The organism is Herbidospora sakaeratensis (assembly GCF_001570525.1).
GTDB lineage: Bacteria > Actinomycetota > Actinomycetes > Streptosporangiales > Streptosporangiaceae > Herbidospora > Herbidospora sakaeratensis.
Genome location: NZ_BBXC01000008.1, coordinates 783,247 through 803,671 on the forward strand (window position 1 = coordinate 783,247; position 20,425 = coordinate 803,671).

Genomic DNA, 20,425 nt, shown 5'->3' on the forward strand with positions numbered 1-20,425 from the left:
GGACCGTCCCGCGCTTCCACTGGCGCTCTTCGGCCGCTCCAGGCCCGATAGGTGTGCCAAGCGCTCCTTACCGGAACGCGGCGCGGTTCCGCGGGCGGTCTAGGGGAGGTAAATGCCGATGCAGGGCGGGATGTCCCGTCATACGCTGTTTGCGTGGACTTTGATCAGTTGACGGTGGAGCAGGCCCGGAAACGTGACGGGACCAAGTGGACTCAGGCCGAGGGTGACGTCATCCCCGCCTGGGTGGCCGACATGGACTTCCCCGTCGCCGGCCCCATCCGGGACGCGATCATGCACCGGGTCACCACCGACATGGGCTACCCCGACTGGCCCTGGGAGCAGCCGGGCCTCCCGCTGCCCGAGGTGTTCGCCGAGCGGATGGCCGCCCGTTACGGCTTCCATCCCGATCCCGTCCACGTCAGGACGTTCACCGATCTCAACCAGTCCCTCCAGGCCCTGCTCGACGTGCTCACCGAACCGGGTGAGGGGGTGCTCACCCATACGCCGACCTACAACGCCTTCCTGATGACGCTGGAGGCGATGAACCGGCCCCCGGTCCCGATTCCGCTGGTCCCCGACGGGGAGAGCTGGCGGGCGGAACTGCCGGCCGACCCGCGGGGCGCGCGGGTGCTGTTGCTGGTCAATCCGCACAATCCGACGGGGCGGTGCTTCACCCGTACAGAGCTGGAGGAGATCGCCGAATACGCCGATCGGCACGATCTCACGGTCATCTCCGACGAGATCCACTGCGATCTCGTGTTCGCGCCGCACGAGCACATCCCCTTCGGGCTGCTCCGTCCTAAGCGCACGGTGACGATCACTTCGGCCAGCAAGGCCTTCAACATGGGCGGGCTGCACTGCGCCATCGCGCACGTCGGCTCGGCGCGGGCCCGGGAGGCGCTGGCCACGCGGCCGCCGGCTCTCTACGGGCAGCCGAGTGTGCTCGGGGTCGCGGCCACGGTGGCGGCCTGGCGGGAGTGTGACGCCTGGCTCGACGGGGTCGTGGCCGTGCTCGACCGTAATCGCAAGACGCTGGCTCAGCGGTTGCCGGCCGGGTGGAGTTACCGGGTGCCGGAGGCGACTTATCTGGCCTGGATCGATACCGGCATTCCGGACGCCGCTGCCTTTCTGGAACGAGAAGCCCGGGTGAAGGTCGCGCCGGGGTCGATCTACGGCGCGTCCGACAGCTGGATCAGGCTTAATTTCGGCACGTCGGGGCCCATTCTGGAGGAGATTCTCGACAGAATACGAGGGTGACCGACGTTTCTCACTATCTCGGGCTTCTCGCGGACGAATGGCCGTCGTCCCACTGGGGCACCATCACCTGGATCTCCGGCCTCGAGCCCGAGACCGCCCTCGACGTTCTCGGCGGCGAGCCCGAATCCGAGCTCTCCCTTTCCTTCGAAGACTGCCATTCCGCGGCCTTCAAGCATTTCCAGCTGCGCGGCGACTCCGGCAGCGAGATCCTGCTCGACCGGGCCGGTCCGTGGCTGGTCTGCATCGAGCCCTGCGCGGACGGCGGCGCCATGACGGGCACGCTGCTGGAACTGTCGAGAAAGGGAACGGCTTTCTCGTTGCAATTCCATCCGCACGAATTCCACACCTTCAGCTATGCCTCCGACGGAGAGGCGCTGGTGGTCGTTCGCCGGATCGGCGAGCCCTCGGTCGAAGGGCCGATCTCCCTCGAAGAGGTCGCCGGGGAGCTGTCGTCACTGGGCGGCGACGTCGAGCCCGGCGCCTGGGCCGCGCACGCGCTGCACATCGCCGAACGGCTGACCGGGTTCCGCCTCACCGCCGAATGGCTGCGGGCCGAACACCCCTGTTTCATCAGCATGCGCCGAGCAGCGCGGGTTTGAGTTCGTCCCACGCTCTCACCTCCTCCGCCAGGTCGGCCGACTTCAGCAGGGGCAGGGCCGACCGCACGACGTGGATCTGGCTTCTCAGCCTCCGGGCGAGCCGGATCTCGTCCGGGGAGCGGCCGGCCAGGCCACGGGCCTCGTCCAGAGAAGGGCTCGCGGCCAGCCAGCGGGTCACGGCCTCGTCCATCCCCTCGGTTTCGGCTCTTTCCACCAGCGCGGCGATCAGGGTGACGGCGGCGAGGTCGGGGGCGTCGAGGCCGCGTTCGGCCGCCTGGCGGTCGAGGGTGAGGCGGAGCCGGAACCAGTCCGGGTCATCCGCGGGGTGGTGGGCGACCGTTCGGCGGAGGTGGCTCCACCAGTCCTGGTCCGCGACGGATTCGCGCCGGTCGAGCCAGGCTGCGATCTGCGTTTCGTCGCGGGTGAGCAGGTGCCGGGCGTGATCGGCGAACTCCTGGTCGCGGCCTTGGAACCGCAGGTAGACGTTGCGTCTCGTCGGTCCGAGGATCTTGAGGACGGTGCCGGGTGGTTCGTCCCACACCTCCGGGTCGAGCTGGACCAGGATGCCCATCCGCGCGGTCGGCTCCCAGTACTCCGCGGTGCCCTCGTTGATCGGAACGTCCTCGGTCAACGTGAACCCTCGCGCCTCCACGACCGCGCGGAGATCGGCGAAGTTCAGCCGGGTGGGGAAAGCGCCGTATCTCCCGGTCAGCGCCGGTTCGACGTCGCCGTGTTCGACGAGGTGGGGCAGGCGGTGGGCCTGAGGGCCGAAATAGACGCACTGCCACGGGTCGCGGCTCCGTCGACGCCACCACCCGAACTCGATCAGGCCGAAACTGTGGATCATGTCCTTCGGCCGGTCGAGCGCGGGCCCCTCCCCGAAGACCTCCTCCACCTCCGCCGGCGTGCTCGTGTGGTCCAGGCCCAGCACGGTTCCGGTCGTCACCAGGTCGGCGAAGAAATCAAGCCCGCTCATCGGTCCGGATTTCGCCGAGCGGGACGTCGGGGGTTCTCCTGCGGGGTCTTTCGGCCCATACCTCAACGATCCCAGCGCACCCCGAAGGCGGCCAACGGGTTATCCCGCTGACCGGCCGCGGGAAACGGCCGGTCAGCGGTCACCTCGTCAGCTGCAGGTGATCGGTGACGGCACCGCGTTGGCGCCGTTCCAGGTTCCGTTGAAGCCGAACGTCGTCGACCCGTTGGCCGCGATCGAACCGTTGTAGTTCAGGTTGTTCACCGTCACCTGGGCACCGGAGACGGTGTGCTGACCACTCCACAACTGGGTGATCGTCTGCCCGTTGGCGAAGTTCCACCGCACCGTCCACCGGCTGATCGCCGCCGACGACGGCCGCACGGTCACCTCACCCTGGAACCCGCCCGGGTACTGGTTGATGATCCGGTACGTCGCCACACACCCACCAGGAGACGGCGACGGCGACGGGGAGGGCGAAGGAGAAGGTGAAGGTGAAGGCGAGGGGGACGGCGAGGGCGACGGGCTGGGCGAGCCCGACGGCGACGGGGAGGGCGACGGCGTCGTGCCCGGCGGCACCGGGGCGATCAGGTAGGGGCTCAGGATGTTCTGCTTGGCCGTCTGGACCGTCACCCAGTCGTCCAGGACGATCCCGCCCGTGTCACCCGAGTTCGGGTTCCACGACCAGTACGTGAACGACATCCCGTTCACGCCCGTGCCCGTGTACTTCATCAGCTCCGTCAACCAGATCCGGTCGACGTTCGACGTCATCGTCGTGCCGAACTCGCCCATCATGATGGGCGCGATGTTCTGCTTGTACAGGTAGCCCCAGTACCGGTCCCAGATGGCCGGCATGTTGGCGGGGTAGGTCGGGTCGGAGAACCACGACTGGTTGTAGACGGACGTCGCGTACTCATGCGGCGAGTACACGAGCCGGTTGGCCACGTTGAGCCGAACCGGGAACTGTCCGGCCTTGGAGAGGTTGCCGCCCCACCATCCGCAGTCCTCGTCGTTGGACGTGTCGTTGTCCCACACGTTCGACAGGCCGCCCGACGGGCACGAGACGCCCTCGACGAAGATCAGCCAGTTGGGCTGGACGGCGAGGATGGCGTTCCCCGCGCGTTCGGCGGCCAGCCGCCAGTCGCGGGTATCGACGCCGCAGCCCCAGCAGGCGCCGGTGGCGTTGGGGTTGGTGCCGTCGGCGTGGGGTTCGTTGTGCAGGTCGGCGCCGATGACGGTGGTGTTGCCGGCGTACCGCTGGGCGAGCATGCGCCAGTCGGCGATCCAGGTCGCCTCCGAGACCGTGGACGTGTACCAGAGGGCCGACTGGCCGGCGCTGGTCGGGCGGTGGCGGTCGAGGATGACGCGCATGCCCTTCGAGCCGGCGTACTCGATGACCTTGTCGAGGATCTGCAGCGGTGACAGGCCGACGAGGTCGGGGTTGGTGAAGTCGTTGATGCCGGTCGCGACGGCGCCGGGCTTGAGCGCGTCGTTCGAGAACGGGATGCGCAGGGTGTTGTAGCCGAGCTGGGCCATGTGGTCGAGCTGGGAGCGCCACGTGACGCTGGCCCACAGGCCGTGGAAGGTCTTGTTGTCGGTCTCCATGCCGAACCAGTTGATGCCGGTCAGGCGGACCGTCGCGCCCGTGCTGTCGACGATCTTGTTGCCGTTGGTCCGCAGGTAGCCGGTGCCCGTGCCGGCCGCGTTGGCGGGGGTGCCGATCGCCACGAGTAATCCGGCGATCAGCGTGATCCCCGCCAACCAGGCGGTGATTCTGGACAAAGGTGCCTCCAAAGCGGGGGCACGCCTGGCCGTCGAGCCGGAACGGGTTCAGGCATGCCTCACCGAGGCATGCCCGGACCGCACGCCCGACGATGTTCGAGATATCGGCTCGGGCGTCAATGCTGCTCCTACGGCACGATGTTGACCAGCTTGGGGGCCCGCACGATGACCTTGCGGGGGGCCCCGTCGAGGTGGGCCTTGACCTTCTCGGAGCTCAGGGCCAGCACCTCCAGATCGGTGTCCGAAATGTCCGGTGAAACTTCCAGGCGGTCGCGCACCTTGCCGGCCACCTGGACGACCGCGGTCACCGACTCCCGCACCAGCAGCGCCGGGTCGGCGACCGGCCACGTGGCACGGGCGACCGACGGCTGGTGGCCCAGCCGCTCCCAGCCTTCCTCCGCCGTGTACGGCGCCACGATCGACAGCATGACCGCCAGCGCCTCGGCCGCCTCGCGCACGGCTGGGTCGGCGGCCCCGGGGCCCGAGTCGATCGCCTTGCGCGTGGCCGAGGTCAGCTCCATCAGGCGGGCGACCGCCACGTTGAAGCGGTGGGTCTCGACCAGCTTGGTGACCTCGTCGATGGTCCGGTGGACGACCTTGCGCAGCTCCGGGTCACCGGCGGCGACGTCGGTCCCGGCGCCGGACGCGTCGGTCATCACGCGCAGCGCGCGGGCCAGGAACTTCAGCGACGCGGCCGGCGAGACGTCGGCCCAGTCGATGTCGTCCTCCGGCGGACCGGCGAACACCATGGTCAGCCGGACCGCGTCGACGCCGAAGTTGTCGATCTGCACGCCCAGGTCGACGCCGTTGCCCAGCGTCTTGGACATCGCCTTGCCGCCGTTGATGACCTGACCCTGGTTCAGCAGCCGCAGGAACGGCTCGTCCCAGGTGATCATGCCCATGTCGTAGAGGACCTTGGTGAAGAACCGGCTGTACAGCAGGTGCAGCACCGCGTGCTCGACGCCGCCGACGTACTGGTCGATGGGGCCCCACTTCTCGGCCTTGGCCAGGTCGAAGGGGCCGTCGTCGAACTTCGGGTCCAGGTAGCGCAGGAAGTACCACGAGCTGTCGACGAAGGTGTCCATCGTGTCGGTGTCGCGCTTGGCGGGGCCGCCGCACGCGGGGCACGGCACGTTGACCCAGTCGGTGGCCGAGGCCAGCGGCGAGACGCCCTTGGGCGCCAGGGCCTCGCCGCGCAGGTCGGGCAGCACGACCGGCAGGTCCTCATCCGGTACGGGGACCTCGCCGCAGGCGCCGCAGTGGATGATCGGGATCGGGGTGCCCCAGAACCGCTGGCGGGACAGCAGCCAGTCGCGCAGGCGGAAGTTGACCGTCGCCTTGCCGGTGCCGCGCTCGGCCAGGATCTCGATGATCTTCTCGATGCCCTCGGCCTTGCTCAGGCCGTCGAGCGGGCCGGAGTTGACCAGCTTGCCCTCGCCGGGCGTCGCCTTGCCGGTCTCGCCCGGGTCGGCCATGCCGGTGTGCACGACCACCTTCACCGGCAGATCGAACTTCAGCGCGAAGTCGAGGTCGCGCTGGTCGTGGGCCGGCACGGCCATGATCGCGCCGTGCCCGTAGTCGGCCAGCACGTAGTCGGCGGCCCAGACCGGGATGCGCTCGCCGTTGACCGGGTTGATGGCGTGCACGCCCAGGAAGACGCCGGTCTTCTCCTTCTCGGTCGACATGCGCTCGATGTCCGACAGCTTGGCGACCTCGGCGCGGTAGGCCTCCAGGGCCGCCCGCCGCTCCTCGGTGACGATCTCGGCGGCCAGCGGGGCGTCGGCGGCGACGACGAAGAAGGTCGCGCCGTACAGGGTGTCGGGGCGGGTCGTGTAGACGGTGACCGGGTCCTTGCGGCCCTCGATCTCGAAGTCGACGTCGGCGCCGGTGCTGCGGCCGATCCAGTTGCGCTGCATGGTCAGCACACGGTCGGGCCAGCCGCCCTCCAGGCGGGCCATGTCGTCGACCAGGCGGTCGGCGTAGTCAGTGATCTTGAAGTACCACTGGGTCAGCTCGCGGCGCACGACGTCGGCGCCGCAGCGCTCGCACCTGCCCGCGACGACCTGCTCGTTGGCCAGCACCGTCTGGTCGTTGGGGCACCAGTTGACCAGGCCGCCCTTGCGGTAGGCCAGGCCGCGCTCGAAGAAGCGGGTGAACAGCCACTGGTTCCACTTGTAGTACTCGGCGTCGCTGGTGTGCAGGCGGCGGGTCCAGTCGAAGGAGATCGCGTAGCGCTGGAAGCTGGCGGCCTGCGTGTCGATGTTGCCGTACGTCCACTCGGCCGGGTGGGCGTTGCGCTTGATGGCCGCGTTCTCGGCGGGCAGGCCGAAGGAGTCCCACCCGATCGGGTGCAGGACGTTGTAGCCCTTCAGGAACCAGTAGCGGGCCACCACGTCGCCGATGGCGAACACCTCGGCGTGGCCCATGTGCAGGTCACCGGAGGGGTAGGGGAACATGTCGAGCATGTAGCGGCGCGGCCGAGGGTCGGCGTCGTCCTCCACGACGGCGAAGGGCTTCAGCTCCTCCCAGCGGGGCTGCCACTTGGCCTGGATCGCCTGGGGGTCGTATACCTGCTCGTCCACGTATGATCTCCTGAGTTCATCGACACCTGCCCATAAGAAAACCCCCCGGCGTGAAGCACGAGGGGCGGCCGCGTCGAGGCTGCTGTCAGCTCGCTCGACGCGGCCCGGTAAGAAGCAGGTTCGCGGCACGCATAGGCCAAGGGTAGCGCAGAACGCAAGGGGCTTAGACGAATAGGCGAGGATCTTACACCGAGAGTAAAGTGGTGATATCGGATGGTGATAGATCCATTGTGACCTCGGTTGTCCCTTTCGTTTACCCTCATCTCGTGAACCCTGTCGACCCGAGGCATGGCCCGGACTTCCCGCAGGCGGACCTTCCGATGCAGGATCCGCCGACCGACCCCACGGGCGAATCGTTCAGGGGGCTCTTCTCCAGTTTGGCTGCGCCGCCCCCCAGCCCGCATGAGATCATGCCAAGCACGTCTAATTCGGGCATGATCTCGGGAGGTTCCATGCCCTCGGAGCACAGCGATCCACGGCGCGGCCCGGCCTGGCCGGAAGTCCCGCCAGCCTGGCCCGAGGTGCCGCCGCCCGCCGCCTCGTACCCGCCGAATCCGGTCGCCGCACCCCACGGCCGGCCTGAACCCGGCCCCTTCGGCGGCCCCGGCCCCTCGCCCGGCGGGTCGTTCCCGCCCAGCCCGGTCGCCGCGCGGCACGAGCCCCGGTCCGACCACCAGACCGGCCCGCAGAGCCCGCCGATCCCCCAGGCCCCGTTCCAGGAGCACCCGCCGTTCCCGGTGCCGCCTCCGCCGCCGCCCCCGGTGAGCCCGTTCGGCCCGGCCGACGACTACCCCGCCTTCGGCGCCGCTCAGGCCCAGGAGTTCCCGCCCGTCCGGGCCGGCAGCGGGCCGGTGTTCCCCCCTCCGATGAACCCGCCGGGCTTCCCCGAGCCGCAGCAGCCCGCACGGCAGCCCGCCCGCGCGAACACCGGTCCCGGCTTCCCCGAGCTCCCTCCGGAGGAGGGGCCCTGGGCCTCGGCGCCCAACGTCTTCCCGCGCGCCGACGACCGTAACCCGTCGTTCCCGCCCCGCCCGGTCGAGCCCGCGCCGCAACAGCAGCAGCAGCCGTTCTCCTACCAGGAGCCGGCCACCACGTTCGGCACCCCGCGCGGCCCGTTCGACCCGCGTGTGCCCCAGCCGCCGATGGACCAGCAGCCGTTCCCGCCCGCCCAGGCCCAGGCCGCGCCCGCCACCGACCGCACGGTCACGATGGGCCCGCCCGGCCAGCCCGCGCCCCCGCAGCCGGCCCCGCCGATGAACCCGCCGATGAACCCGCCGATGAACCAGCCGGCGGCCCCGCAGCAGCCGCAACAGCCGCAGCACGGGTACGGCGGCCCCACCACGGGCGAGCACCTGGTGCAGCAGCTCCCCGGCGACGACCCCTACAAGCCGTTCGTCACGGCGGGCCAGATCAGCGGCCCGAAGACGCCCCCGGCGGCCCGGCAGCAGGAGCTGTGGGAGACCGTGTGGGGCGACGGTCAGCACACGACCGACGATGACGACGACGAGAAGGGCAAGCCGGTCTGGTTGTTCGCGCTCGTCGGCTCGGTGCTGGTCGCGCTGATCGTGGCGCTGCTGTGGGCGTTCCTGGCCGGGCCGCTCAGCTCGGCCGCCGAGACCACCGCCGCGCCGGCGGCCAAGCCCTCCGCCAAGCCGTCGGCCACCAAGCCGGCGGCGGCCGCGGCGTCGGGTGGCATCCCCGAGTACGACGGCGAGAAGTCGGCCGTCAAGGGGACCGTCACCGACGAGACCGCCGGGATCTCGGTCTCGCAGCTCGGCGGCCAGTGGAAGACCGACGCCGACACCCAGACGGTCATGTCGACCTACGGCTACTCGACCCGCCAGTTCGTCAGCGCCGGGCTCACCTCCAAGGGCAAGCCGTGGTTCGCGACGGTCATGACGGGCAAGCTGCCCGCCGACCTGGCCTCGCAGTACAAGTCGCCGACCGACATGCGGCCGGTGCTGAACGGCGTGGTCTTCAAGGCGCGGCAGACGATCTTCCCGAGGCCCAACAAGGTCTCGAAGGTCGGCGCGCAGAAGCTGCCCGACGGGCTCGGCCAGGCCGCCGCCTACAAGGTGACCGACGACGGCGGCGGGACCCTGGTCGTGGTGGCCGCGGTCAACACCGGCGCCGAGGTCCCGTCGATCGTCTACATGCAGGTTCCGGATCTGCGCGACGACCTGCTGCCCGACGTCAACACGATCCTCGACTCGATCAAGAAGTCCTAGAACTCGCAGGTCATGTGCTTGGTCCCGTTGATGAAGCTGGAGAACAGCCGCTCGGGTGAGCCGCCCTCGATGGCGGGCACCCGGGTGAGCAGTTCCCGGAACATGACGGTGATCTCGCGGCGGGCCAGGTGGGCCCCGAGGCAGAAGTGGGGCCCGGGGCCGCCGAACCCGACGTGCGGGTTGGGGTTGCGGCCGATGTCGAAGCGCAGCGGGTCGTCGAAGACGGCGGCGTCGCGGTTGGCCGACCAGTAGTAGAGGACGACCTTCTCGCCCTTCTTGTACTCGTTGCCGTTCATCACGTGGTCGCGGGTGACCTTGCGGCGCATGTAGTTGACCGGGCTGGCCAGCCGCACGATCTCCTCGACCGCGCCGGGCGCGAGGCCGTCGACGTCGGTGAGCCAGCGCGCCTTCTGGTCGGGGTTGGTCGTCAGCAGGCGCAGGCCGTACGAGATGGCGTTCCTGGTGGTCTCGTTGCCGGCCACCACGAGCAGGATGAAGAACGAGCCGAGCTCCTGCAGCGTGAGGCGCTCACCGTCGATGTTGGCGTTGACCAGCGACGAGATGAGGTCGTTGGTGGGGTTCTGCTCCCGGTGGGCGGCCAGTTCGCCGACCATCTGCTGCAGTTCGAGGCCGGCGGTGAGCAGCGCGGTGCCGACCGCCTCGATGTCGCCGACGTATTCGGGGTCCTGCGCGCCGAGGATCATGTTCGAGCGGTCGAAGACGAACCGGTAGTCCTTCTCCGGGATGCCCATCATGTCGCAGATGATCTTCAGGGGCAGCCGGGCGGCGACCTCCTCGACGAAGTCGCAGCCGGGGCCCTTCTCCAGCAGGTCGTCGACGATCTTGGTGGCGGCGAGCGCCACGTCGTCCTCGAACTGCTTGATCATCTTGGGCGTGAAGGCCCGGGAGACGATGCGGCGCAGGCGGGCGTGCCGGGGGTCGTCCATGCTGATCATCGAGCCGAAGTACTCGACGAACTCCGGCGGCATGTCCACGATGTTGGTCGCGCCGCCGTCACCCGAGCAGAAGACCTCGGGGGTGCGGCTGGCCTCCAGGATGTCCGCGTGCTTCACCAGCGCGTGGTAGCCCATGCCCTGGCTGGCGAAGGAGACCTGCGGCTCCTCGTAGAAGGCGGGTTTGTCGAGGTCGCGCAGCAACTGGAAGGAGTGTTCCCGGTCGGCCATCGGCCGCTTCCAGAACTCCCAGTCGGACAGGTCGACATCGGCGGCCGAGGCGATCGGCGGCATCGTCATGATGGAGCCTCCGGGGGAGGAAAACCAGAATGGTATTCGGTATCAATGCTGCCATATCAACTCTGCCGCGCGCTCGGCGATCATGACAACGGGGGCGTGGGTGTGGCCGCGGTTCAGCGTCGGCATGACCGACGCGTCGACCACCCGCAGCCCCTCGACGCCGCGCACCCGCAGTTCCGGGTCGACGACCGACTCCTCGTCGGCGCCCATCCGGCAGGTCCCGGCCGGGTGGTAGAGCGTCTCCGACTTGTCGCGCACCCACTGGGCCATCTCGTCGTCGGTCTTCGGATCGGTGTACGGCTCGATCGTCCCGTCGACATAGGGCCCTAACGCCTCGGCGGCGCCGACGCGCAGGCACGCCTTGAGCCCGTCGACGAGCCGGCACAGGTCGGCGGGCGCGGTCAGATAGCCGGGGTCGATGACCGGGTCGCGGCCGTCGAGCGTCACCCGGCCCCGCGACTCCGGCTGGAGCAGCACCGCCGCGACCGTCAGGCCGTGCCCGGCGGGTGGGGTGCGGCCGTGGTCGACGAACACGGCCGGCGCGAAGATGAGCTCGACGTCGGGCGCCGGTTCGGCGTCGGAGGTCCTGATGAAGGCGACCGCCTCGGCCACGTTCGAGGTCAGCATGCCCTTGCGGCCGACCAGGTAGCTGAGCAGGTTCGGCACCGTCTCGGCGCCGCTCATCGTGATGGGCTTCGGGCAGCGGAAGTAGGCGCCGGTGGCCAGGTGGTCCATCAGGTTGGCGCCGACGTTCGGCGAGGCGTGCACCAGCGTCACGTCGTTGCGGGCCAGCACGTCGGGGTCGCCGATGCCCGACAGCATCAGCAGGTGCGGCGAGCCGACCGCGCCCGCCGACAGGATCACCTCTTTGCGGGCGGCGACCCGCTCCCCCGAGCCGTATTCGACCGCGACCGCGCGGCCGTCCTCGACCACGATCCGGTGCACGTGCGCGGCGGTCAGCACGGTGAGGTTGCCGCGCGACAGGGCCGGGCGGAGGTAGGCGTCGGCGCAGCTCCAGCGGTGTCCCCGGTCCTGGGTGACGGGGGTCGGGCCGTAGCCCTCGGTGGCGCCGCCGTTGAGCTCGTCGAGCCGTGTCATGCCGAGTTCGGCGCACGCCTTCAGGAACGCGCCGGTCGCCTCGTTGGGCGAGCGCAGCTCCGACACGTGGATCGGGCCGCTGGTGCCGTAGACGCCGCCGGCGTTGGAGCCGACGCGGTGCTCGGCCCGGCGGAAGTAGGGTTCGACCTCGTCGTACGACCAGCCCGGCAGGTCCCACTGGTCGTAGTCGAGCGGGTTGCCGCGCAGCCACATCATGGCGTTCATCGACGAGCTGCCGCCGAGCATGCGGCCCCTCGGCCAGTAGATCTCGCGGCCCGCCAGGCCCGGCTGGGCCGCGGTGGTGAAGTTCCAGTCGTAGCTGGTGCCGAACAGTTTGCTGAAGGCCGCCGGCATGCGGACCTCCAGCTTGCGGTCGCTGCCGCCGGCCTCGATCAGGGCGACGGTGACCGACGCGTGCTCCGACAACCGGGCGGCCAGCACACAACCGGCCGAACCCGCTCCGACGATGACATAGTCGAACTCCATCCCTCGTACTTACTCCTCCCATTCCGGCCCGTCCAGGTTTTAAGGTGACCTACGTACCGGTAGGTATGTCGATCCCCCAAAAGCGAGACGCGGACGGCCGAAGGCCGGCTGCGGCTCGCGCCGGGAATCTGCCCCCAAACAAGGAGTGGGCCATGCTCAACCTGTCGATCGTGCTGGAGGACAGCGCCCGCGAGGCGCCCGACCGCACCGCCGTCGTCTTCGGTGATCTGCGGTTGTCCTACTCGTTCGTCAACACCGTGGCCAACCAGGTGGCCAACCTGCTGGTGTCGCGCGGCGTCGGGCGGGGTGACAAGGTCGCCCTCGCGTGCCCGAACTCGCCCTACTTCCCTTTCGTCTACTTCGGCATCCTGAAGGCGGGCGCGACGGTCGTCCCGCTGAACGTGCTGCTGCAGGGCCGCGAGATCGCCTACCACCTCGACGACTCGCAGGCCAAGGCGTTCTTCTGCTTCGAGGGCACCCCCGAGTTGCCCCTCGGCGAGCGCGGCAGGGCCGGGTTCGAGGCGTCCGGCGCCGAGATGTTCTTCGTGCTGCCGGCGACGCCGCTGGCCACCGAGTCGGAGTTCGGCGAGACGCTCTGGGCCGCCCTCGGCGGGATGAGCGGCGAGTTCGAGCCGGTGCAGACCGACCCGTCGGACACCGCGGTCATCCTCTACACGAGCGGCACCACCGGGCAGCCCAAGGGCGCCGAGCTCAGCCACCAGAACATGCTGCTCAACGCCATGGTGTCCGACACGATGTTCCCCTCGGCGGGTGAGGACGTCTACCTGGCGACGCTGCCGCTGTTCCACTCGTTCGGCCAGACCGTCGTCATGAACGGCGGCTTCCGGCGGCGGGCCACGCTGGTGCTGCTGCCCCGGTTCGAGCCGGTCGAGGCGCTGCGGCTGATGAACGCCGAGGGCGTCACCCTGTTCGCCGGGGTGCCCACCATGTACTGGGCGCTGCTGACGACCGTCCACGCCGGTGGCGGGCAGGTGCCCACCACGCTGAAGACCGCCGTCTCGGGCGGCGCGGCGCTGCCGGTCGAGGTGCTGAAGGACTTCGAGACCACCTTCTCGGTGCCGATCCTCGAGGGGTACGGCCTGTCGGAGACCTCCCCCGTCGCCTCGTTCAACCAGCCGGGCAGGGTGACGAAGGCCGGCTCGATCGGCACCCCGATCTGGGGCGTCGAGATGAAGCTCGTCGACGCCGCCTGGAACACCGCCGAGGAGATCGGCGAGATCGCGATCCGCGGCCACAACATCATGAAGGGCTACTACAACCGGCCCGAAGCGACCGCCGAGGTGATGAACGACGGCTGGTTCCGCACCGGCGACATCGCCACCCGCGACGAGGACGGCTACTACTTCATCGTCGACCGCGCCAAGGACATGATCATCCGCGGCGGGTTCAACGTCTATCCGCGCGAGATCGAGGAGGTGCTGATGACCCACGAGGCCGTTTCGCTGGCCGCCGTCGTCGGCGTCGCCCACGAGTCGCACGGCGAGGAGATCAAGGCGTACGTCATCCTCAAGCCCGAGGCGACCGTCACCGAGGAAGCCCTGGTGGAGTGGGGCAAGGAGATGATGGCGCAGTACAAGTACCCGCGCGTCGTCGAGTTCCGCGACGCGCTCCCGATGACCGCGACGGGCAAGATCCTCAAGCGTGAGCTGCGCTGAGACGCAGCGGAGGCCGCGCCGGTTCCGTTCCGGCGCGGCCGTTTAATGCCGGATTTTGGATGATTCCGCTGTGGCGAAGCGGGTAGGGAGGCGCGCGTGCCGCCGTAGTCGATGTCGGGGAGAGACAACTCCATGCGCGCGCTCACCGGTTCGTTACTGCTGCTCGTGACCGGCGCACTCATCACCGGATCGGTGATGGTGCCCGTGTCCACGGCCAGCACCAGTACACCCGCCAAACGCACGACACCGTATGTGAAGGGAATCCGGTACGAAGCCGAGACGGCCGCCATATCCCGGGGCGTGGTCCAGAAACGCGTCTGGGGCTACAGCGGGCGTGGTTACGTCAACGGCGCCGACCGCCGCGGCAACTTCGTCGAGTGGACGGTCACCCCGCTGAAAGCGGGCGACAACCACATCCACGTCCGCTATCTGACCAGCCGGACCCTCCAGGCCGACTTCGTCGTGAACGACGAGGTCGTCGCCGAGGACGTGAAGTTCCGGCCGTCCCGCTGGTGGCGCACCCTCGCCCTGGCGGTCGACCTGCCCGAGGGCGAGTCGTCGATCCGGATCGTCGCCACCACGAGGCGGGGCAACCCCCACCTCGACAGCATCACCCTCTACCCGGTCCCAACGCCGCCCACGGCCGCGCCCACGCCGGAACCCACCCCGGAGCCCACGCCGACCCCGTGCGTCGGCCCGATGGAGCCGGGTGGTGAGACGCCGCCTCCCGCGCCGGAGCCCAGCCCGCCCGGCGACGGCTGCGTCGTCCCGGAACCGTGCCCGACCTGGAGCCCGGACCCCACGCCACCGGCGCCCCCGTCGGAGACGCCGACCGCGATCCCATCGGAATCGCCTTCGGCGACCCCATCCGTGACGCCCTCCGAGACGCCCACCACCCTGGCGGATGTGGCCGCGCGCACGCAGACCGAGGCGACCACGGGCCCGCTGCCGCCGGCCCCGGAGCCCACGCCGACCGTGACCTGCACCCCGCCGCCGCCGTGCGACCTGGAGGTCATCCAGCCCATCGACACGGTGCCCGGCTTCCCGGAGACCACCGCGCCGCTTCCGGCCCCCGAGCCGATCCCGTCGGGCCTGCCGGAGGGCACCACCCCTGTCCCGACGCCGGACATCCCGACGCCGACCCCGTCGAGCGGGCCTTCGGGTTCGCCGGAGCCGACGCCGACCGTGACGGTCACGCCGACCGCGACGCCGACCTGCACTCCGCCGCCGCCGTGTCCCACCGTCCCGGTGGAGCCCCCGGTGACCGAGACCGCGACGACGTTCACCACACCGGAACCGGCCCCGTCCGTGACACCGAGCGAGACGCCGACCGAGACGCCGACAGTGCCGCCGAACGAGACGCCCACCGGCATTCCGACCGTTTCCGAGACGCCGACGCCGACGCCGACCGTCACCCCGACGCCGACGCCGACCTGCACCACTCCCCCGGCCGAGACCCCTCCTGCGACTCCGACGCCCGAGCCCACCCCTCCGGCCGAGACACCGCCCGTGGACCCGACCCCCACCGTTGAGCCGACGCCCACCGTTGAGCCGACGCCCACCGTTGAGCCGACGCCCACCGTTGAGCCGACGCCCACCGTTGAGCCGACGCCCACCGTTGAGCCGACGCCCACTGTGGAGCCGACGCCCACTGTGGAGCCCACGCCGACGCCCACGCCCACCGCTCCCGGTGGCGGGGGTGGCGTGCCCGGGACGCCCGAGGTCGTATCCGAGCAGTGGACCGTCCCCTGGGACGTCGCCTGGTCGCCCGCGGGTGACGTCGCGCTGGTCACCGAGCGGGACAGCTTCAAGGTCTTCCGGGTGACCAAGGAGGGCGCCAAGACCGAGGCCGGCACGGTGCCGGAGTCGGTCGGGACCGGTGGTGAAGGCGGCCTGATGGGTGTGGCCTTCTCGCCGGGGTGGAACGGCGACGGCGACAAGGACGTGTTCTTCATGCACTCCTCGTCCGACGGCAACCGCGTCGCGAAGATGCAGTACGACGGGACGACCCTCTCGGCGTACACGCCGATCCTGACCGGGATCAGGAAGAGCACCTACCACAACGGCGGCCGGCTGAAGTTCGGCCCCGACGGCTTCCTCTACGTCTCCACCGGAGACGCGCAGGAGACCAGCCTGTCGCAGGACCCGAACTCGCTGAACGGCAAGATCCTGCGCATCACCAAGACCGGCGAGGCGGCCGAGGGCAACCCGGACGGGTCCCGCGTCTACTCGCTCGGTCACCGCAACGCGCAGGGCCTGGCCTGGGACTCCGCGGGCCGTCTGTGGTCGGCCGAACTGGGCGCGAGCACGACCGACGAGCTCAACCTGATCGAGCCGGGCAAGAACTACGGCTGGCCGGCCTGCGAGGGCCCGTGTGACGAGCCCGGCATGACCGACCCGAAGAAGACCTGGTCGACGGCCGAGGCGTCGCCGAGCGGCATCGCGATCGTCGACGACGTCGTCTACATGGCGGCGCTGCGCGGCAAGCGGCTCTACGCGATCCCGCTCACCGGCACCGAGGCGGGCGACCCTGTCCCCTACTACGCCGACGCCTACGGCCGCCTGCGCGCGGTCGAACGGGTGCCCGACGAGCAGGCGATCTGGATCACCACCAGCAACGCCGACGACAACGGCGGCCAGCCCGACGGCGCCGACCGCATCGTCAAGGTGAACCTGAACTCGTAGGAGAAAGGAAGAAGACCCCCGGGCCGCGAAGCCCGGGGGTCTTCTTCTTGCACGGTCAGGGCCAGTCGAGCGAGGGCCGGAGCGCGACACCGGACTTACGGTCGTCGCCGAGCTTGACGCCGAGCACCTGGTGGAGCTGGACCTTGTTGCGCTCGAAGCCGACGATGCAGCCGGCCATGTACAGACGCCACACGCGGGCGGTGCCCTGGCCGACCTCGGCCACGGCCTCGTCCCAGTGGTCGTCGAGGTTCCTGCACCAGTCGCGGAGGGTCAGCGCGTAGTGCTCGCGCAGGTTCTCCTCGTGGCGGATCTCGTACCCGAGGTCCTCCATCTCGCGGACCAGCGTGCCGACCGACTCGAGTTCCCCGTCGGGGAAGACGTAGCGGTTGATGAAGCCGGTGCGGTTGATGGAGCGTTCTTTTCCGGACGGGCGGGTGATGCAGTGGTTGAGCAGCCTGCCGCCCGGCTTGAGTTTGTCGTACAGGAAGGAGAAGTAGCTCTTCAGCTGGTTGGCGCCGATGTGCTCCGTGAGACCGATGGAGCTGACCACATCGAAGTCGCCTTCCGGAACGTCGCGGTAGTCGGAGAATCGCACCTCAGCGAGGTCTCCGAGGCCTTCTTCCGCGATGGCCTTCTGCGCCCACTCGGCCTGCTGCTTCGACAGCGTCACGCCGAGCGCCTTCACTCCGTACTCCTTGGCCGCGTGGCGGACCATGCTGCCCCAGCCGCAGCCCACGTCGAGCAGCCGCATGCCGGGCTTCAGGTCGAGCTTCTTGGCGACCAGGTCGAACTTGGCGAACTGGGCCTCCTCCAGCGAACTGTCCTGCTGCGGGTAGACCGCGCAGGTGTACGCCATCGAGGGGCCGAGCACCCATTCGTAGAACGTGTTGGACACGTCGTAGTGGTGGTGGATGGCCTCGGCGTCACGCTGTTTGGCGTGCCGGCTGCCGAGTTTGGCCATCGCCGACTTCCGCACCTCCTGCGGGGGCAGCGGCACCCGCATGAGCAGCGGTTTGGGCCCGAGGGCCCGGATGGCGGCGACCTTCTCGGCGAGCGGCAGGTCGTTGATCGTCAGCGACCACATCCGGTCGAGCAGGGTGTACATGTCGCCGTGCACGTCGAGGTGCCCGGAGACGTATGCCCTGGCCAGCCCCATTTCGCCGGGGGCCTGCGCGAGGTAGGCCACCGCGATGGGCGACTTCACCTCGATCCGGACGTCGGCCATCGACGGGCCCGCCTTGCTCCCGTCGTAGGCGTGGAACTCGATGCCGGCTCCCGTGCCGACGACCTTCTCGAAGATCTCGGCGAGTGTCATGCGTGCATCACCTTCCCCGTACACACTTCTCATACAGGTCAAGGAGCCGACCTCCGGGGTCGTACGCCCGCTTGACCGGCCAGTAGGCCTCCCCGTTGTAGAACTCCCAGAACTCCTCGCGCTCGTAGTAGGACGACGAGTAGAGGGATTTGTGTCCTTCGAGCTGGTGGACGGCCTGCTCGATCGCACGGTTGTAGTAGCCGTCCTGCTGGCCCCGGGGCAGGGCCACCATGCCCCAGAATCCGAAGTTCACGTAGAGGCGACCGGTCTCCAGCGGATAGAGGGACCAGTCGCGCGTCGCCCTGAGCGGGCACATCCACACGGGGGTCATCCCGACGTGGTTGACATAGAAGTCCAGGAACTCGGCGCCGCGATCGATCGGCACCTCGATGTCCTGGATCACCGACTCCTGCGGGGGGTTGCCCCGCCAGCGGTCGATTCGGGCGGTGATGCCGTGCCGCTGGTCGAGCCCGACGAGCTTGCGGTAGACGTCGGACCGCATCCAGCGCTTCGGCATCAGGGAACGTACCAGCGGCTGCTGGACGCCGAACGCGCGGGAGCACCAGAACCAGTCGGTGTCCCAGCGCCAGAGGTAGTCGCGGACGGTCAGCCAGTCGCGGCTGCGGCTGCGCATCGACTGCCAGTAGATGCGCATGCCGGTGTAGTCGGAGGCGTAGGGCGCCCGGTCGGCGAAGGTGCCGACGGTGACGTACATCTCGTCGCGCGAGTGGTAGGTGCCGTCGACGAAGTCGACCTTCTCGCCCTCGTGCTCCATCCGCTCGCAGATCTCCTGCATGGCCAGCATGCACTTGGCCGCGTCGGTGAAGCGCAGGTGCGTGAGTTTCACGTACGGCTTGACCGGCGCCAGCCTGATCTTGATGCGCAGGGCGTAGCCGAGCGTCCCGTAGGAGTTCGGGAAGGCGTTGAAGAGGTCGGCGTACTCGTTGTCCGCGCGGGCGACGAGGATGCGCCCGTCACCCGTGAGGATCTCCAGTTCCTCCACGGATTCGTGGGGCAGGCCGTCCTTGAAGCTCGTGGACTCGATGCCGAGTCCGGTGACCGCTCCCCCGAGCGTGATCGTCTTGAGCTGCGGCACCACGTAGGGCATCAGGCCGTGGGGCAGGGTGGCGTCGACGAGGTTCTCGTACGTCGTCATGCCCTGGACCTCGGCGGTCATCGTCTCCGGATCGACGTGGATGACCTGGTCGAGGTCGCGCGCCGAGAGCTTGGCGCCGCCCGCCGGCTCGCGGAAACGGAAGAGGTTCGTGGTGGCTTTGGCCAGGCGCGGGGCCGAGCCGTCGGGAATCGCCGCGTAGGAGTCGCGAATCTGCTCGACCGCTCTCCTATGGGTGGTCATACTGGTCATGCGCTCGGGCATGACGCCACCCCCATGTGTAGTCGTGATAGAGATCTTCCCAAGCGCACCATATCCCCCTAAACCCCCGCATACCAGACTCGACACGTTAAGCCCCGGGAAACTGTCCACAGCTGGTCAACGGCGTTTTACGACGGGATTCACCCCGTTCACCACGTTGATGACGGGCGCCCCGCCGACCGCCGCCGCGAGGTTCCCGACCACACACTGGACCAGCCGGGTCGTCGACTGCGGGGTCACCCCGGCGGCGTGCGGCGACAACAGGATCCGCTCGTCCGACCGCAGCGGGTCGTCGGGCGGCAGCGGCTCGGTCGTGAACACGTCGAGCGCCACCCCGGCGAGGTGGCCCGCCTCGATCAGCGCCTTCTCGTCGACGATCCCGCCCCGGGCCGCGTTGACCAGGAACGAGCCGGGCTTCATCATCGCCAGCCGGTTGGCGTCGAACAGGCCGCGCGTCGCGTCGGCCAGCGCGACGACGATCACCACGATGTCGCTGCCGGCGACCAGCCGGTCGAGGTCCTCGTAGACCGCGCCGTAGGTGTCCTGCTTGGCCGAACGCGACCAGTAGGCCACCTCGCAGCCCATCGCCCCGAACATCCGGGCGCACGCGGCCCCTATCGGGCCGAACCCGACCAGGCCGACCTTGCACGACGAGAGCTCCCTCGGCTGGAGGGTGAGCTGCGGCCACTCGCCCGCCCGGACCGCGGCGTCGCCCTGGGCCAGCCGCCGGACCAGCGCGAACGCCGCCGCGACACACCATTCGGCGACCGCGATGGCGTTCACCCCGGCCGTGTTGGCCAGCGGCACCCCGGCGTCGGCCAGGGCGCCGAGGTCGTGCCCGTCGACCCCGACGGCGGGCTGCTGGACGAACGCCAGCTTCGGCGCGCGGGCCACCGCCTCGGCGTCGAGGACGAGCTGGGAACTCCAGTCGCCGACGACGATCTCGGTCTCGGGGAGCAGGTCGAGCACGGCGGCCCGATCCCGGGTCTCGGGGGTGACGACGTCGATCCGGTCGCCCAGACCGGACAGGAGCCCGCGAACCGCGTCGGCGGGCAGCGGCGGCAGCGCCAGCAACCGCCAGGGACGCCCTAAGTCGGTCATGCGCTCAGCCTGCCATGC

13 protein-coding genes are annotated in these 20,425 nt (G+C 69.5%); 5 read left to right on the forward strand and 8 right to left on the reverse strand.

Translation table 11 applies throughout. From position 1 onward, the window contains the following. Window positions 1-153 precede the first annotated feature (153 nt). Window positions 154-1,257 carry a MalY/PatB family protein gene (locus tag AW271_RS09330; RefSeq protein ID WP_062334939.1) on the forward strand — a complete coding sequence of 368 codons (1,104 nt, stop codon included), beginning with the start codon at window positions 154-156 and terminating at the stop codon, window positions 1,255-1,257. Then, on the forward strand, window positions 1,254-1,856 hold the full coding sequence (locus AW271_RS09335; protein WP_062334941.1) for a DUF6461 domain-containing protein: 603 nt from the start codon (window positions 1,254-1,256) through the stop codon (window positions 1,854-1,856). Before AW271_RS09330 ends, AW271_RS09335 begins: the two co-directional genes overlap by 4 nt. Here the strand turns inward: AW271_RS09335 and AW271_RS09340 are convergent. From AW271_RS09340 to leuS, 3 genes are all read right to left on the reverse strand, one after another. Further along, complete coding sequence (locus AW271_RS09340) at window positions 1,828-2,832, reverse strand: hypothetical protein (protein WP_062334943.1); 1,005 nt, start codon at window positions 2,830-2,832, stop codon at window positions 1,828-1,830. The two genes, AW271_RS09335 and AW271_RS09340, sit on opposite strands and share 29 nt — an antisense overlap. A 147-nt stretch (window positions 2,833-2,979) precedes the next feature. Continuing rightward, window positions 2,980-4,608, reverse strand: coding sequence for a cellulase family glycosylhydrolase (locus AW271_RS09345; RefSeq protein WP_218007998.1), 1,629 nt, complete (start codon window positions 4,606-4,608; stop codon window positions 2,980-2,982). Window positions 4,609-4,736: 128 nt separating this feature from the next. Next, entirely contained in the window at window positions 4,737-7,190 is a 2,454-nt protein-coding gene (gene leuS / locus AW271_RS09350; RefSeq protein ID WP_062334945.1) for a leucine--tRNA ligase, read from the reverse strand. Window positions 7,191-7,642: 452 nt separating this feature from the next. Here leuS and AW271_RS09355 point away from each other — a divergent pair, with 452 nt between their 5' ends. Then, window positions 7,643-9,418 (forward strand): hypothetical protein, encoded by a 1,776-nt coding sequence (locus AW271_RS09355; protein WP_157553992.1) that lies wholly within the window; start codon window positions 7,643-7,645, stop codon window positions 9,416-9,418. Here AW271_RS09355 and AW271_RS09360 read toward each other — a convergent pair. Continuing rightward, the gene (locus tag AW271_RS09360; protein ID WP_062334951.1) at window positions 9,415-10,671 is read right to left on the reverse strand and encodes a cytochrome P450; all 1,257 of its coding nucleotides are present in this window, start codon (window positions 10,669-10,671) and stop codon (window positions 9,415-9,417) included. The two genes, AW271_RS09355 and AW271_RS09360, sit on opposite strands and share 4 nt — an antisense overlap. 42 nt (window positions 10,672-10,713) lie before the next feature. Further along, on the reverse strand, window positions 10,714-12,255 hold the full coding sequence (locus tag AW271_RS09365) for a GMC family oxidoreductase (protein ID WP_062334954.1): 1,542 nt from the start codon (window positions 12,253-12,255) through the stop codon (window positions 10,714-10,716). A gap of 152 nt (window positions 12,256-12,407) precedes the next feature. On the opposite strand from AW271_RS09365, the gene AW271_RS09370 reads away from it, so the two are divergent. Then, the gene (locus tag AW271_RS09370) at window positions 12,408-13,931 is read left to right on the forward strand and encodes a long-chain-fatty-acid--CoA ligase (RefSeq protein ID WP_062334957.1); all 1,524 of its coding nucleotides are present in this window, start codon (window positions 12,408-12,410) and stop codon (window positions 13,929-13,931) included. A 132-nt stretch (window positions 13,932-14,063) separates the two neighbouring features. After that, window positions 14,064-16,616 (forward strand): PQQ-dependent sugar dehydrogenase, encoded by a 2,553-nt coding sequence (locus AW271_RS39575; RefSeq protein ID WP_169806301.1) that lies wholly within the window; start codon window positions 14,064-14,066, stop codon window positions 16,614-16,616. Between the two features lie 55 nt (window positions 16,617-16,671). On the opposite strand, the gene AW271_RS09385 is transcribed toward AW271_RS39575, so the two are convergent. The 3 genes from AW271_RS09385 to AW271_RS09395 form a co-directional block, all read right to left on the reverse strand. Then, window positions 16,672-17,931, reverse strand: coding sequence for an SAM-dependent methyltransferase (locus AW271_RS09385; RefSeq protein ID WP_062334966.1), 1,260 nt, complete (start codon window positions 17,929-17,931; stop codon window positions 16,672-16,674). A 7-nt stretch (window positions 17,932-17,938) separates the two neighbouring features. Further along, window positions 17,939-19,288 (reverse strand): FAD-binding oxidoreductase, encoded by a 1,350-nt coding sequence (locus AW271_RS09390; protein WP_439648965.1) that lies wholly within the window; start codon window positions 19,286-19,288, stop codon window positions 17,939-17,941. Between the two features lie 135 nt (window positions 19,289-19,423). Beyond that, complete coding sequence (locus AW271_RS09395) at window positions 19,424-20,407, reverse strand: 2-hydroxyacid dehydrogenase (RefSeq protein WP_062334968.1); 984 nt, start codon at window positions 20,405-20,407, stop codon at window positions 19,424-19,426. Window positions 20,408-20,425 lie beyond the last annotated feature (18 nt).

Excerpts from the sequence above, each read along its gene's own strand:
- AW271_RS09340 (WP_062334943.1), bottom strand. The coding sequence starts at position 2,832 with ATGAGCGGGCTTGATTTCTTCGCCGACCTGGTGACGACCGGAACCGTG.
- AW271_RS09355 (WP_157553992.1), top strand. The coding sequence starts at position 7,643 with ATGCCCTCGGAGCACAGCGATCCACGGCGCGGCCCGGCCTGGCCGGAA.
- AW271_RS09360 (WP_062334951.1), bottom strand. The coding sequence starts at position 10,671 with ATGACGATGCCGCCGATCGCCTCGGCCGCCGATGTCGACCTGTCCGAC.
- AW271_RS09365 (WP_062334954.1), bottom strand. The coding sequence starts at position 12,255 with ATGGAGTTCGACTATGTCATCGTCGGAGCGGGTTCGGCCGGTTGTGTG.
- AW271_RS09370 (WP_062334957.1), top strand. The coding sequence starts at position 12,408 with ATGCTCAACCTGTCGATCGTGCTGGAGGACAGCGCCCGCGAGGCGCCC.
- AW271_RS39575 (WP_169806301.1), top strand. The coding sequence starts at position 14,064 with ATGCGCGCGCTCACCGGTTCGTTACTGCTGCTCGTGACCGGCGCACTC.
- AW271_RS09385 (WP_062334966.1), bottom strand. The coding sequence starts at position 17,931 with ATGACACTCGCCGAGATCTTCGAGAAGGTCGTCGGCACGGGAGCCGGC.
- AW271_RS09390 (WP_439648965.1), bottom strand. The coding sequence starts at position 19,288 with ATGACCACCCATAGGAGAGCGGTCGAGCAGATTCGCGACTCCTACGCG.
- AW271_RS09395 (WP_062334968.1), bottom strand. The coding sequence starts at position 20,407 with ATGACCGACTTAGGGCGTCCCTGGCGGTTGCTGGCGCTGCCGCCGCTG.